The following is a 14473-nucleotide window of genomic DNA, read 5'->3' as shown; positions in this document are numbered from 1 at the left end:
AAGGAAGGTGTCTGACTCCTTGGATATTCAATCATTCAAATCTTTACTAGAGATTCGAGCTTTGCAAACACTTGGATCTAGCGAAAGTTCACCCACAGACAATGAGTCTATTTTTTCTAATATGATTAACGAATTATTAGGAGAAACTTCGACAGCAAGTAATGCTAAATTATCAAGCTTGCTTGCTACAGGAACAGCAAATAATTCAAATTTCATCAATGAATTGGCTACTTTGGAGCAAAGTCCATTAGAATCATTACTTTACAAAGGCTCTAATGCTGTGTTTATACCTGAATCAGTCAAACAAGCTTTAGCAAACACATATGCTACTAACAAACTTGATTCCTATGTTTCAGACGATGTAATAGGCTCTACAGCATATGCCAATTCACTAGCAGGATCAAATGAGTATACTGCCATTATTGAAAAAGCGGCCGCTACTTATCAGATACCCGCGAAGCTTATCGCAGCAGTTATTAAACAAGAATCTAATTTTAATCCAACTGTAGTAAGCCATGCGGGGGCGCAAGGTTTAATGCAACTCATGCCCAAAACAGCACAATATTTGGGTGTGACTAACGCTTTTGATCCAGAGCAGAATATTATGGCTGGTGCAAAATATTTGCGTCAAATGCTCGATAAGTTTAATAATGACCCTACACTAGCATTAGCAGCTTATAATGCTGGCGCATCTCGTGTTACAAAATATGGAGGGATCCCTCCTTTCAAAGAAACACAGAATTATGTCAAAAAAGTGATGAATTACTTTACAGTGTAATCGCATCTTTCTTGTTATCTATGTCACTTCCAACAAATTTCACCCATAGTGGTGAAATTTGTGCTTTTGTAGCGAACAGCAATTAGAAAGAGCTCTTTGTTTGTGTTAACGAAAAGACGTTGATAGAATGAAGGTAGTCACAAGAATTTCACAATTTGATGAGGATGAAGTATACAATATGGTACTTTACGATATAAAGAATTAAAGGAGCATATAACTTATGAGTCGAAAATACACTGTTCCTTATGAGGAGCTGGGAGCTGAAAAACTGTCAGAACTCATTCATGCGTTCTATAAAAGAGTTGCTCAGCATCCTGATCTTATTCCAATCTTTCCAAAGGATTTAACAGAAACAGCCCGTAAACAAATTCAATTTCAAACACAGTATTTAGGGGGACCAAATCTTTTTACTGAGGAGCATGGTCATCCGATGATGCGTGCACGTCACATGAATTTTCCTATTACACCTGACCGCGCTCAAGCTTGGCTAGAGTGTATGTCAGAAGCAATGGATGAGGTAGGTTTGGAAGGGAAGTTCCGTGAAACTTATTATCAACGTTTAGTATTAACAGCTCATCACATGGTTAATACGCCAAATGACGATGAGGGGGAATTGTTACGTGAATAATATTCAAATGTTGCAAGAGCCAACGCCAACGATTTCTACTGCAAACAAGCCAATTGAATTGTATATTTTCGTAGATCCACTTTGCCCTGAAGCTTTCAGTATGCAAGCAACTCTTCGTAAATTACAGCTTGAATACAACCATTACTTCACATGGCGCTTTGTTTTAAGTACAGAACTTACTTCTTTAAATTGCTTAAGTAAACGTGTCAAAGGCTGTATTTCAGGAATCGAACTTGATATAAATCATCCTGTTTTACCTTCTATCGCTATTAAAGCAGCTGAATTACAGGGGAAACGTGCAGGTGCACGTTATTTATCGAAACTACAAGAATACGTATTATTAAGTCATCAAGATGTAAACTCCTATGCAACGCTTTTAAAAATAGCTGAGGATGTTCAACTCGATATGAATGAGTTTACTGTTGACTTTGGTTCAAAGGAGGCAGCACGTGCTTTCCAATGCGATTTATATATTAAACGCGAAATGGAAGTAGAAGAAGTACCAAGTATCGTATTTTTCAATGAATGTATTGAAGATGAGGGACTAAAAGTTAGTGGTAGCTATTCCTATGAAGTTTATGAACATATTTTACAAGAAATGCTGAGCGAACAGCTTGTCCGTCAGCCTTTACCATCAATAGAGGACTTATTTTCTAAATTCCATACTCTTTCTACAAATGAAATAGCTTTTATCTATTCATTAACAGAGCAAGCAGCAGAGCGTGAACTCAAGAAACGTATGCTGCAACAAAAGATCGAACGAATCCAGACTACTCACGCTACGTTATGGCGTCTTAAATAATAAAATAAAAGGGACTCCAATCATCATGATGGAGTCCCTTTTTCAAGATAACGCAAAATACAAAGAAGCGCCTCTATCCTCGACCGATAGAGACGCTTCTTTTTCACAAAGGGGATGGGAGAAATGTTCACGTTCAAACAAAGGGGTGTATGTTTGTTTTGTGATTTATTTCACAAGAATTACTCTATCATGGAATAATATATTTAGCAATGAAACCAATACTAGATTCACAAATTTGTCAAATAGAAAGCGATTACAAACAGTATTTTTCCAAGATACACACTTTTAAACTATTTAGAAATCAAAAAAAAACATTATTCTTCCCTTTCAATTTATGGTGTTTATAAAAAGAATTGGGCTATAGGAACATTCCTATAGCCCAATTAATTAGTTATTTAACAATAATTTTTCTAATTCATTCAAACGTTCTTCAAATACTTTACATGCATCTTCAATTGGCTTAGCTACGTTCATATCAACGCCTGCTGCCTTTAATACCTCAATAGGGAAATCAGAGCATCCCGCTTTTAAGAAGTTATTAATATAACGTTCTACAGCTGGTGCACCCTCCTCTAATATTTGTTTACTTAATGCTGTAGCGGCTGATTTACCAGTCGCATACTGATAAACATAGTAATTATAGTAGAAGTGTGGAATACGAGCCCATTCTAAGCCGATTTCCTCATCTACCACCATATCATCACCGAAGTACTTTTTGTTTAATTCATAGTAAACTTCTGTTAAACGATCTGCTGTCAAGGATTCACCGTTCTTATCCATCTGATGAATAAGATGTTCGAACTCCGCAAACATTGTTTGTCTAAATACAGTACTTCTGAAGCCATCTAGCCAATGGTTTAATAAGTATATTTTTTGTTGTGGATCATCAATTGTTTTCAGTAAATAGTCATTTAATAACTCTTCATTGCAAGTAGAAGCGACCTCTGCCACAAAAATAGAATAGTCTCCATAAACAAATGGCTGGTTGTTGCGTGAATAATAACTATGAACACTATGGCCAAATTCATGTGCTAATGTAAATAGATTGTTCACATTGTCCTGCCAATTCATTAAAATATACGGATTTGTACCATAGGCGCCTGAAGAATAGGCTCCACTACGCTTCCCTTTATTTTCTAAAACATCGACCCAACGGTTATCCAGTCCATTTTGAACTATGCTTTGATATTCCTCCCCTAATGGAGCTAAAGCTTTTACTAAAATATCTTTCGCTTCATCATAAGAGACCTTCATTTCCACCTCTTTAACTAGTGGCGCAAATAAGTCCCACATATGCAATTCATCTACACCCAATAATTTCTTACGCAACGAAATATAACGTTGCATAGCTGGTAAGTGCTTATGAATTGTTTCCACCAGCTGATCATAAACATTTTCAGGAATGAAGTTATTTGACATGGCAGCGTGGCGTGCAGAATCATAATGACGAATTCGAGCACTTACATTATGCTTCTTCACATTACCAGTTAGCGTAGCCGAGAACGTATTTTTAAACTTGCCATACGTTTCGTACATCGCTTTAAATGCGCCTTCACGTACAGAGCGATCCTTGCTCTCTAAAAACTTTATATAATTACCATGCGTAAGTTGTACCTCTTCTCCCTCTTCATTTTTCACATGAGGGAATACCATATCGGCATTGTTTAACATGCTGAATGTATTCGAAGCTGTACCTGTCACCTCAGACATTTGCGCTAGCAATGCCTCCTGTTCGGCTGGTAATACATGTGGACGTGCCATTGTAATTTCTTTTAAAGATTGTTTATATAGTTGTAGGTCTTGATTTTCTGTTAAGTAGCGTTCAATCGTTTCTTCACTTAATGTCAGAATTTCTGGCGTTAAATAGGAAAGGCCAGCTGAGATACTCGTTGCCAATGTTTGAATACGGCTGTTCATATCTTGATAAAAGCTATTTGTCGTATCTTGATCATAGCGCATATGAGCATATGTGTAGAGCTTCATTGCACGTTCATATATATGATCATGATACTGCAAAGCTGCTAATAATGCCTCTGCCCCATTATTTAAAGTACCTGCATAGCTAGGTGCTTGTTTAGCAAGCTCTGCAACCTCCTTCAATTCCTCTTCCCAAGCTGCATCTGTTGCAAAGATGTCTTCTAAGCGCCATGTTAATTCTTCTGGTACTTCTTTTCTAACCAAAACCTGATTACTGTTACTAGCCATATATGCCAGCCCCCTTTATATGTGCTTTTTTCCTTTTACTCTCATATTTTCTCAGTATATTGTGGCAATTGCAAATAAATGTACATAGACTTGCTCACAATTATCTAGTAAATCATCCTCATGTTGCATACGCTTAAGAAGATACCCATAATTTTGAATAGCTCTTAGTGCTTGTTCGGTTACTTCTAGCTGATACTTGCATAAAAAGTTTTCCATCTGCCCCTTTGTTAATTCAAATGGAAGACGTCCTAATTGTTTACTAAAATAAAACAGCAGTATTTGCCATTCGCTCGTAAACAAAGGGATAGCTGTTCCTTCTTTCACTGGAATTCCAATGTATGGTGGCAAAGCAGTAAGAGAAAGATTTAATTCATAGCAATTACGTAAAAATGGATCTTGTACTCCCTTCTTGCTATGTAAAAGACGATTAAACGCAAATTGCCTACAAGTCTGTTTATAGAGCTGCCAATAGCGTTGAAATTCTTCTTGAGTAATACGTTGAGGTCTATAAAAAGGAAAATGTTGTTGATCGATCGGAATTTTCTGTACTTTACCTATGAAAGTATGCCCGTGAACATGAAGAAGATTCGTCCAATAAATAAATTGGGCTGTCACCGCGTTGTACGTCAGTAAATATGGTAAATCCGTTGTTGTTATAAACGCTTTTTGCAGCAGTGGAGAGATTCTAATTTTTCTGATGCCATTGACGGCTTCTTTGCTTTGGGGAGTTTGAAAAAGCCAAATTGCTTGTATATCGTTTCTTTCATAGCCCATTGTTCGTTGGTGCCATTTTTCATGAGAGATTGTACTACATTGAAATTCAACTGCAAACTGCTCCTTATCGCGTGTAACAAGCAAATCTGGGCGCTGAGAAAGCTCCTTTAAATATGGTTCTAGTTCCACCTGATGTCCATGCTTTTGGAGCCACTCATATAATTGCACTTTACCTTGTAAATGTAATTTAGATTCACCTTCTGCGAATAGCTGTGAACATTGATTTTTTGTGAAGTGAGCAAAGTGGGGAATATTATAGTTACCTATTTTCAATTGAACTTGTTCTAAACATTGAGGACAATAAAATTTCATGTGCCGCCTATATTGCTGTAAAGCTTTCCTCGTATATTGATAGGGGAGAAATAATTGCTGTTGATTGTTATAGGCAATCAGCATAGTATCAGCTCCTTTTTAGTCAACTATAATAGAATGGATTTTCACAAACAAAAATAAAGCAGTTTTTTCTTGAAATTTTAAAAATGCGCTCTTATTTAAAACTCTGCGATGTTGAAAACATAAAAAAGGACTGTAGCGAAACTCGATTCATTTACGAGTTTCACTACAGTCTAAAATAATTAGTTTTTCATTGCCTATGCAAAGTATTTTCGAACTGTTTCAAAGCAATTGAATTCCATAATTTTTTCACCGTACTCCTCTAGACGATGAATTGTAAAATTGGATGGTGTTAAAAATTCCTTGATAACTGCATTTCTATCATGACGATTTAAATCCTCATCTGCGTTTCCAAAATCAACAACTAGATAGTACCAATTTTCATATTTGAATAATGAGGAATCCACTAATTCGTCTGTCATTCGTTTTGCGACAGGGATTAACTCATCAATATCTTTAAATTTATAAACATAAATGTCTGTATCCATAAATAATTCTGACTCATCCATGTCACCAAATTGAGTTAGTTGGCTAAGAAGATCCTCTCCAACTTCATCGAATGGTGCAAACATATCTTTGTGTTCATCAAAATTCGAATGACCATCTAATGTTTCACCGTCTTTTAAAATATGTGCACGTGTGACAATGATTTCTAAGCCTACTTCAGATGCATTGATATGAATCCAAATCGGACCCTCTACATCAAAATAATCCTCCGTGTTTACTTCATCAATCATATCCCAAAAAAGTTGTTCACCCTTTGCTCGATTGTACCAAATTTCTTCACGACTATAGCCGCGATCCTCTATATCATTGTACGTAATAAAGAGCTTGAGTGTATTTTCATTTACACGTTCGATGTCCACTAGACCTCATCTCCCTTCACTGTCATATGTCGAAAAACAGTTTGTTTCATTAGTATGCTTTTATTCTTTGTTTTTAACCTTCATACTGCATTTGTTTTTCAACCTTTGACCACACTACAGTAAAACCATCGAGTAACCGTAAACATGAATTTTTGTGTTCACAGTTGTCTCTAACTCTATTGTATGCTGTTCTGTCATAAAATGAAAAGGATATACACCGTTTCACAGAAGATATTTGAATTATTGAAATTGTAGTAAACTATTTAACTTAAATCAAGTTTAACATACTTTTACGGAAATATATGACTTTTCCCTATTAATTATTATACTTCATATAGAAGGTTTTACAGAAGTAAAACATAAAAAAAAGATGTCACAACATGTATTCCACATCTGTAACATCTATTACATATATTATTCAGAATAGAAAGGTTTAATTCACCATTCGTTGTGCTTCTTGTAACTGATATGCTCGAACTTTTCGAGGTAAGAAACGACGAATTTCATCTTCATTGTAGCCAACCTGTAGACGTTTTTCATCTAAAATGATTGGTCTACGTAGTAAGCCAGGATATTCCTGAATTAATTCATATAAACGTTGTAATGGTAAGCTTTCAACGTCAACATTTAATTTTTGGAATATTTTAGAACGAGTGGAAATAATTTCATCAGTTCCGTCTTCTGTCATACGTAAAATTTTTTTTATTTCACTTATGCTAAGTGGTTCAGAAAATATATTACGTTCTGTATATGGAATTTCGTGCTCCTCTAACCACGCTTTCGCTTTACGACAAGAGGTACAACTTGGTGATGTAAATAGGGTTACGATCATTCTGACACATCCTTTCATTTCAAAATCATTATCTATAAACCAGAACCAATGTGTTAAATTAGAATTAATGTAATGTAAAATACACAGTACCATTATACAGTACTCCGCTGTATTTGAATATAGTTCCAATAAAAAAAATCTGAACCTATCGCTAAATATTCTGTCTATTTATACAGCTTTCAAATATAGTGTATTTTCTTCAAACTTATGTGCTACTACTACCATTCCCATTTTTAAAGCATTTTAAACATCTAAACAGATATCTCGGTTGTTCTCATTTAAGAAAAACAATCGAGAAAATTGTCAATCTCCCGTGTACATCTAGCCAATTTTTTAATAAAAAATTATAAATTTATAACAAAATTACATAACAAAAAAAGCATATAATTTTTTCTAGGAAAAAAACACCGTCAAAAGTCTGACTTTACACAAAGGAATCTTTATAATATAATTCTTTGCAATCAAATCAATTTGAACAATTTAAATTGAGAAAAACGCTGACGAAGAGTAGTACATATGCTAATTCACGTATAGAGAGTCTGTGGTTGCTGTAAACAGATCGTGGATGCATGTGGAATGGACTTCCGAGTTAGCTTTGTGAACGCTACTTGAAGCTATTAGCAAAGCTCGTCCCTTCACGTTACGAAGCTGAGTGGCCTTTTTAGGCAAGCTGGGTGGTACCGCGGATTCAAACATCATTCGTCCCTTCATTAGAAAAAATCTAATGAGGACGCATGATGTTTTTTTGTCTTCATCACCAAGTTGAAAGGTGAAGACAACGCTGTGACAAATGTTACAGAAATTGAATTCGAGGAGGAATTTTTAATGACAACTATTTTTTCTGGCGTACAGCCTACAGGTATCGTAACATTAGGGAACTATTTAGGAGCATTCAAGCAGTTCCCGGCACTACAGGATGAAGGGAACGCCATTTATTGTATCGTTGATCAACATGCAATCACTGTTGCACAAGATCCTAAAGAATTACGAGAAAGTATTCGAAAGCTTGCTGCTACCTATATTGCTACTGGCATTGACCCTAAAAAATCGACCTTATTTATTCAATCAGAGGTGCCAGCGCATGCTCAGGCAGGATGGATGTTACAATGTGTTGCGTCTATCGGTGAACTAGAACGTATGACACAATTCAAAGATAAATCACATGGTAAGGAAAGCGTATCTGCTGCTCTTTTAACATATCCACCGCTAATGGCCGCGGACATTCTACTTTATAACACAAATATAGTCCCTGTCGGCGATGATCAGAAGCAGCATATTGAGCTAACTCGTGACCTTGCAGAACGCTTTAACAAACGCTTTGGCGATGTTTTAACAATTCCAGAAATTCAATTACCTAAAGCAGGTGCACGCATTAAATCCTTACAAGAGCCAACAAGGAAAATGAGTAAATCAGATCCAAATACGAAAGCGACAATCCGCTTATTAGATACTGCGAAAGACATTGAGAAAAAAATTAAATCAGCTGTAACTGACTCTGACGGCATCGTTGCATTTGATGTGGAAAATAAACCAGGTGTTTCAAATTTATTGACAATCGAATCAGCTATTTCAGGGGTAGCCGTTGAAGATTTAGTCAAAAAATATGAGGGAATTGGTTATGGTGGATTCAAGCAGGGTGTAGCAACAGCAGTAATTGAACACTTAACACCTATTCAAGAAAAATTCTATCATCTTGTAGAATCATCAGAGTTAGATGTCATTCTTGATGAAGGTGCTGAAAAGGCGAATGCGATTGCTAGTGCTACATTAAAACGTATGGAAGATGCTATGGGTCTTGGTCGCGCACGTCGCTAAACTTACGGCTTGTCTGAGGATCGATCAAAGCCCAAATCAAGCACAACTGCGCAGATGATGATACAGGCTCCTACCGCCATATAAAATTCTGTTGTTTGAAAAATAAATTTGAAAACAACCTTCCATGAATAACCTAGTGTGCGGTAATTTAAATACAATATGAGATTCCCTAAAGAGAGGATCATTAAGCCATAACTTACTAAAAATAAAAAGAGACGAAACATAGTAATGGCATCCTTTCTATTTCTTCTTACTTATCATTTATTCACAAAACTATAAAAAAAGACGTCAGCCATTTAAATTTGGCTGACGTTTTTTAATGTTTATCTATTATGCTTCATATTTTTTGAATAGAAGACTTGCATTATGACCACCAAAACCAAGAGAATTACTCATTGCATATTGAATATTTGCTTCTCTTGCTTCGTTTGGAACATAATCTAAATCACATTCAGGATCAGGATCTTTTAAATTGATTGTAGGTGGTAAAATCCCTTCTTTAAGGGCTAATGCTGTGAAAATAGCTTCCACACCACCAGCTGCTCCTAATAAGTGACCTGTCATAGATTTTGTTGAGCTCATCGCAAGTTTATACGCATGATCACCAAAAGCAGTCTTCACAGCTTGCGTTTCGAATAAATCGTTATATGGCGTACTTGTACCATGGGCATTAATATAATCAACTTGTGATGGCTCTACACCACCATCTGTTAACGCTTGCGTCATCGCACGGGCTGCACCTTCACCCTCTGGAGCTGGAGCCGTAATGTGATGCGCATCCCCTGTTGCACCATAACCTAAAACTTCAGCATAGATTTTGGCACCACGAGCTTTTGCATGTTCATATTCTTCTAAAATGACAATACCCGCTCCTTCTCCGATAATAAAGCCATCTCGGTTTTTATCGAATGGGCGACATGCTGCTTGTGGATCTTGATTTAATGATAGTGCTGTATTGGCACAAAAACCTGCAACTGCCATTGTTACGATTGGTGATTCAGCACCACCAGAAATCATTACATCAGCATCTCCACGCTCAATTACTTTAAAGGCATCACCAATAGAGTTTGTGCCTGAAGCACATGCCGTTACAGAACAAGAATTAATCCCCTTTGCACCAAAGTGAATAGAGACTTGGCCTGATGCCATATCAGGAATCATCATTGGAATAAAGAAAGGACTAACACGTCTTGCTCCACGCTCTTGGAATGTTAAAAATTGTTGTTCATATGTTTCCATTCCACCGATACCAGAACCAATCCATACACCTGCACGTGGAGCTAGCTCTTCATCAATTGTTAGCTGTGCATCTTCCATTGCCATAATAGAAGCCGCTAATGCGTATTGTGTGAAACGATCCATTTTACGTGCTTCTTTACGATCAATGTATTTTTCAATATCAAAGTCCTTTACTTCTGCGGCGATTTTTGCTGCAAAAAGATCTTTATTTAAGCGTGTCAACTCACCAATGCCAGATTTACCAGCTTTAATGTTTGCCCATGTTTCTTCGATGCTATTTCCTAGTGGTGTAACTGCGCCAATTCCTGTAATTACTACTCGTCTTTTACTCATTGTCTTACTCCCCTCAAGCATTTTTCCTACTTATTTTCCCCATCTCATGGCTACGGCACCCCATGTTAAGCCGCCACCAAAACCTACAAGGACTAATAAATCATCCTCTTTAATCTTACCTGCTTCAAGCTCATCTACCAAGGAAATACCAATAGATGCTGCTGAAGTATTTCCGTATTTATGAATCGTTTTTGACATTTTTTCTGGTGGTAGCTCTAAACGCTCACGTGCAGATTCCATAATACGTATATTTGCCTGATGAGGCACTAAGAAGTCAACGTCTTCTTTTGTTAATCCTGCTTTCTCTAATACATTAACAGCCGATTCACCCATTTGTCGAACAGCAAATTTAAACACTTCACGACCATTCATCGCAATTGTATCTTGCTTCGTTAAATAAAGATTCTTTCCGCCTGTACCGTCTGCACCAAGTTCAAAGGATAGAATACCTCTACCTTCAGAGACTTGCCCAATGATAGCTGCACTGGCACCATCGCCAAATAATACAGCTGTATTGCGATCTTCCCAATCAACGACTTTCGACAGTTTTTCAACACCTACTACTAAGACATATTTATAAGCATTTGCCTCAACAAAGTGCTTTGCTGTCACTAAGCTATATATAAATCCTGCACATGCTGCTGCTTGATCCATTGCTGCAGCATTCACTGCTCCGAGTTGTTCCTGAACCATACAAGCTACACTTGGAAAAGTTTGATCCTGTGTGACAGTTGCTACAAGAATTAAACCAATTTCCTCAGGCGTAATACCCGCATTTGCAATAGCTTCTTTTGCCGCAGCTACTGCCAAATCTGAAGTTTCCTGATCATCTGCCGCAAAATGACGTTCTTCAATGCCTGTTCGAGTACGAATCCATTCATCAGAAGTATCCATGATTTTTTCCAAATCAAAATTTGTAACGACCTTCTCAGGAACATATTTGCCTATTCCTATAATACCAGCGTTCATATAGCAACCCCTCAGCTTTCTTACTATCAATTATTAGTAACTGGTCATAATTATAACGCATATAAAAGGAATGACGCAAGATGATTTAAAATTTATGCAGCTAAGTGTATTGTTCTTTGATTATAGAAGTGAAGAAATTTATGAAATGAGGTTATTCTTATTTAGGAGCTTTATCATACTTTGTGGAGCATTTCAGAGCGCTTTGCATCATGTATGAGCGGTGTCCTTTCTTTTTGGAGCACTTTTCACTCGCTTAGGAGCGCATTCCCCTATTTCAGAGCTGTTCCTAAATACTTTACATTACCAAACATAAAATACTAAATCTCATATTTGTTGTGACAAAATCGCCATGTTTCACATAAATGGTTCATTTTTTTTTGATTTATGTTATGATATGATAATGAATATGAGTAAAACCTTATGATGAAAAAAGTTCGGTTGAGGTGAAATTAATGCAATATATCGTAACGTTCATATGGTCATTCCTACTAGTTTCTATGTTAAACTACGTAGTCAGCTCTGTACTTGGTGTACCATTTGATTTCAAAACTGGAGCAATCGTTTCTGTTGTATTCTCCATCCTTATCTTTATTATTGGAGCAATCATTCCAAACGACCCTACACCAGAAGCTGCAGACCATCATTAATTCAGCTAGAAAAAACCTGTTCAGCTTCATGCCGAACAGGTTTTTTCTGTTATTTTTCCACAACACATTGTCCCTCATGCATTTTCACATGCAACGTCTCCCCTGGTAAAACTTCTCCGCGTAAGAGTTCTCTAGCAACGGCTGTTTCGATATGTCGCTGTACAAAGCGTTTTAGTGGTCTTGCTCCAAATTGGGCATCTGCCCCTTGCTCTACTACCCAATCAATGACTTCTTGCTCGACAGATAAAGTAATTTCTTGCTCTGCGACACGTTTAATCAATTGCTCCACATACTTCCAGGCAATCGCAGTAAAATGTTTAGTAGATAATGCATGGAAGAAAATGATATCATCCATTCTGTTTAAAAGCTCAGGTTTAAAATGTTGTCGTAGGGCTGTCATAACTAAGTCCTCCACAGCAGCATCATTTTCCTTTGCCTCCATTAAATAACTAGAGCCGATATTCGAAGTTAAAATGACTACTGTATTTGTAAAATTCACCATTCGTCCCTGACTATCTGTAATGCGCCCATCATCTAAAATTTGCAATAAAATGTTCGCCACATCAGGATGAGCTTTTTCAATCTCATCTAGTAGCACCACAGAATAAGGATTTCGGCGAACTGCTTCCGTTAGTTGTCCACCTTCCTCATAGCCCACATAGCCTGGAGGAGCCCCAACAAGTCGAGACACACTATGTTTCTCCATGTATTCACTCATATCAATACGAATAAAGTGATCCTCTGAATCAAATAATTGTGCAGCAAGTGCCTTGGCAAGTTCTGTTTTACCTACACCAGTTGGACCTAAAAATAAAAAGCTACCAATAGGTCGGTGTGGATCTTTGATACCTGCTCGTGCACGCCATACCGCTTCTGTCACTAATTGAACTGCTTTATCTTGTCCAACCACACGTTCATGTAATGTATCCTTTAAACGTAATAGTTTTTCACGCTCACCCTCTACTAATTTTGTTACAGGGATTCCTGTCCAACGTGAAACAATTGCAGCAATTTCATCTGCTGTTACCTCTTCACGTAAAATACGAGATTCTGCACCGTTCTCTAATTCCTTTTCAAGGACCTGAATGTCTTTTTCAAGTGTCGGAATTTTACCATGACGTAATTCAGCAGCTTTATTTAAATCATATTTACTTTCTGCCTCATCTAGATCACGACGATATTTATCCAATGTTTCACGTTTTTTCTGAATATCGTGTAGCTTTTCTTTTTCGGCTTCCCATTGTTGACGCATGCCCTCAGAGGATTCTTTTAACTTTGTTAATTCTTCACGTAATTGCTCCAGACGTTTTTTACTTGCCTCGTCCTTTTCCTTACGCAATGCCTGTTCCTCAATTTCAAGCTGCATAATACGACGTGTCACTGCGTCTAACTCCTGTGGCATTGAATCAATTTCTGTACGAATCATTGCACAAGCCTCATCAATTAAATCAATGGCCTTATCAGGTAAAAATCGTTCTGTAATATAGCGGTTGGATAGTTCTGCTGCCGCAACAATTGCTCTGTCATGAATACGTACGGCGTGATGTAATTCAAAGCGTTCTTTTAAACCACGTAAAATGGATACTGTATCCTCTATAGATGGCTCACGCACTAGTACTTGCTGGAATCGACGTTCTAAGGCAGGATCCTTTTCAATGTACATACGATATTCGTCTAATGTAGTAGCACCAATACAGTGTAATTCACCACGTGCTAGCATAGGTTTTAGCATATTTCCTGCATCCATAGCGCCATCTGTTTTCCCTGCACCTACGATCGTATGAATTTCATCAATAAATAGAATGATTTGTCCTTCTGATTCTTTTACTTCTTTTAGCACACCTTTTAAGCGTTCTTCAAATTGTCCACGATAACTTGCACCAGCGATTAACGCACTCATATCTAATTCATATAATACGCATTCTTTCAAGCCTTCTGGTACATCACCTTTTACAATACGCTGCGCTAAACCTTCCACAATCGCCGTTTTACCAACTCCTGGTTCACCGATTAATACAGGATTATTTTTCGTTTTACGTGTTAAAATACGAATTACATTTCGAATTTCTTCATCACGCCCAATCACAGGGTCCATCTTGCCATTTTTTACTTCTTCAATTAAATTGCGGCCAAATTGTTCTAATGGTTTTTTATTGTCTGTTTGTTGAAATTGCATAGCTAGCACTCCTTTA

General features: G+C 37.1%; 13 protein-coding genes and 1 other annotated feature. Of the genes, 5 read left to right on the top strand and 8 right to left on the bottom strand.

Annotated features, from left to right (window positions below):
- Positions 1–19: 19 nt before the first annotated feature.
- From PSR12_RS03650 to PSR12_RS03640, 3 genes are all read left to right on the top strand, one after another.
- Positions 20–778, top strand: a complete 759-nt coding sequence (locus tag PSR12_RS03650) for a lytic transglycosylase domain-containing protein (RefSeq protein ID WP_274771672.1) — start codon at positions 20–22, stop codon at positions 776–778.
- A 220-nt stretch (positions 779–998) separates the two neighbouring features.
- Complete coding sequence (locus PSR12_RS03645; protein WP_004227447.1) at positions 999–1406, top strand: globin domain-containing protein; 408 nt, start codon at positions 999–1001, stop codon at positions 1404–1406.
- Positions 1399–2208 (top strand): DsbA family protein, encoded by an 810-nt coding sequence (locus tag PSR12_RS03640; protein WP_221679521.1) that lies wholly within the window; start codon positions 1399–1401, stop codon positions 2206–2208. Before PSR12_RS03645 ends, PSR12_RS03640 begins: the two co-directional genes overlap by 8 nt.
- 387 nt (positions 2209–2595) lie before the next feature.
- On the opposite strand, the gene pepF is transcribed toward PSR12_RS03640, so the two are convergent.
- The 4 genes from pepF to spxA all read right to left on the bottom strand — a co-directional run bounded on the left by pepF (position 2596) and on the right by spxA (position 7275).
- Positions 2596–4413: an oligoendopeptidase F gene (gene pepF, locus PSR12_RS03635; protein ID WP_221679518.1), complete on the bottom strand. Its 1818-nt coding sequence runs from the start codon at positions 4411–4413 to the stop codon at positions 2596–2598.
- Between the two features lie 51 nt (positions 4414–4464).
- Positions 4465–5583, bottom strand: a complete 1119-nt coding sequence (locus tag PSR12_RS03630; protein WP_274771671.1) for a competence protein CoiA — start codon at positions 5581–5583, stop codon at positions 4465–4467.
- 194 nt (positions 5584–5777) lie between these two features.
- Entirely contained in the window at positions 5778–6446 is a 669-nt protein-coding gene (mecA, locus tag PSR12_RS03625; RefSeq protein WP_004227456.1) for an adaptor protein MecA, read from the bottom strand.
- Positions 6447–6879: 433 nt separating this feature from the next.
- Positions 6880–7275: a transcriptional regulator SpxA gene (spxA, locus tag PSR12_RS03620; protein ID WP_025116803.1), complete on the bottom strand. Its 396-nt coding sequence runs from the start codon at positions 7273–7275 to the stop codon at positions 6880–6882.
- 491 nt (positions 7276–7766) lie between these two features.
- Positions 7767–7988 (top strand) — a binding site (T-box leader).
- Positions 7989–8103: 115 nt separating this feature from the next.
- On the opposite strand from spxA, the gene trpS reads away from it, so the two are divergent.
- Positions 8104–9093: a tryptophan--tRNA ligase gene (gene trpS / locus PSR12_RS03615; protein WP_274771669.1), complete on the top strand. Its 990-nt coding sequence runs from the start codon at positions 8104–8106 to the stop codon at positions 9091–9093.
- Positions 9094–9095: 2 nt separating this feature from the next.
- Here the strand turns inward: trpS and PSR12_RS03610 are convergent, their stop codons facing one another.
- From PSR12_RS03610 to PSR12_RS03600, 3 genes are all read right to left on the bottom strand, one after another.
- Positions 9096–9317 carry a YuzI family membrane protein gene (locus tag PSR12_RS03610; RefSeq protein WP_004227464.1) on the bottom strand — a complete coding sequence of 74 codons (222 nt, stop codon included), beginning with the start codon at positions 9315–9317 and terminating at the stop codon, positions 9096–9098.
- A 106-nt stretch (positions 9318–9423) separates the two neighbouring features.
- Positions 9424–10665 (bottom strand): beta-ketoacyl-ACP synthase II, encoded by a 1242-nt coding sequence (fabF, locus tag PSR12_RS03605; protein ID WP_274771668.1) that lies wholly within the window; start codon positions 10663–10665, stop codon positions 9424–9426.
- A 30-nt stretch (positions 10666–10695) separates the two neighbouring features.
- Positions 10696–11634: a beta-ketoacyl-ACP synthase III gene (locus PSR12_RS03600; protein ID WP_221679511.1), complete on the bottom strand. Its 939-nt coding sequence runs from the start codon at positions 11632–11634 to the stop codon at positions 10696–10698.
- Between the two features lie 452 nt (positions 11635–12086).
- On the opposite strand from PSR12_RS03600, the gene PSR12_RS03595 reads away from it, so the two are divergent.
- A complete protein-coding gene (locus PSR12_RS03595; protein WP_004227469.1) occupies positions 12087–12281 on the top strand; it encodes a YjzD family protein in 195 nt (64 codons plus the stop codon).
- 49 nt (positions 12282–12330) lie between these two features.
- Here the strand turns inward: PSR12_RS03595 and PSR12_RS03590 are convergent, their stop codons facing one another.
- Positions 12331–14457: an ATP-dependent Clp protease ATP-binding subunit gene (locus PSR12_RS03590; protein ID WP_274771667.1), complete on the bottom strand. Its 2127-nt coding sequence runs from the start codon at positions 14455–14457 to the stop codon at positions 12331–12333.
- Positions 14458–14473: the final 16 nt, after the last annotated feature.

The sequence above is a fragment of the Lysinibacillus sp. G01H genome, from assembly GCF_028872195.1.
Classification (GTDB): Bacteria; Bacillota; Bacilli; order Bacillales_A; family Planococcaceae; genus Lysinibacillus; species Lysinibacillus capsici.
Note: the sequence above shows the minus strand (reverse complement) of the source record. Positions and strands in the feature narration are given on the sequence as shown.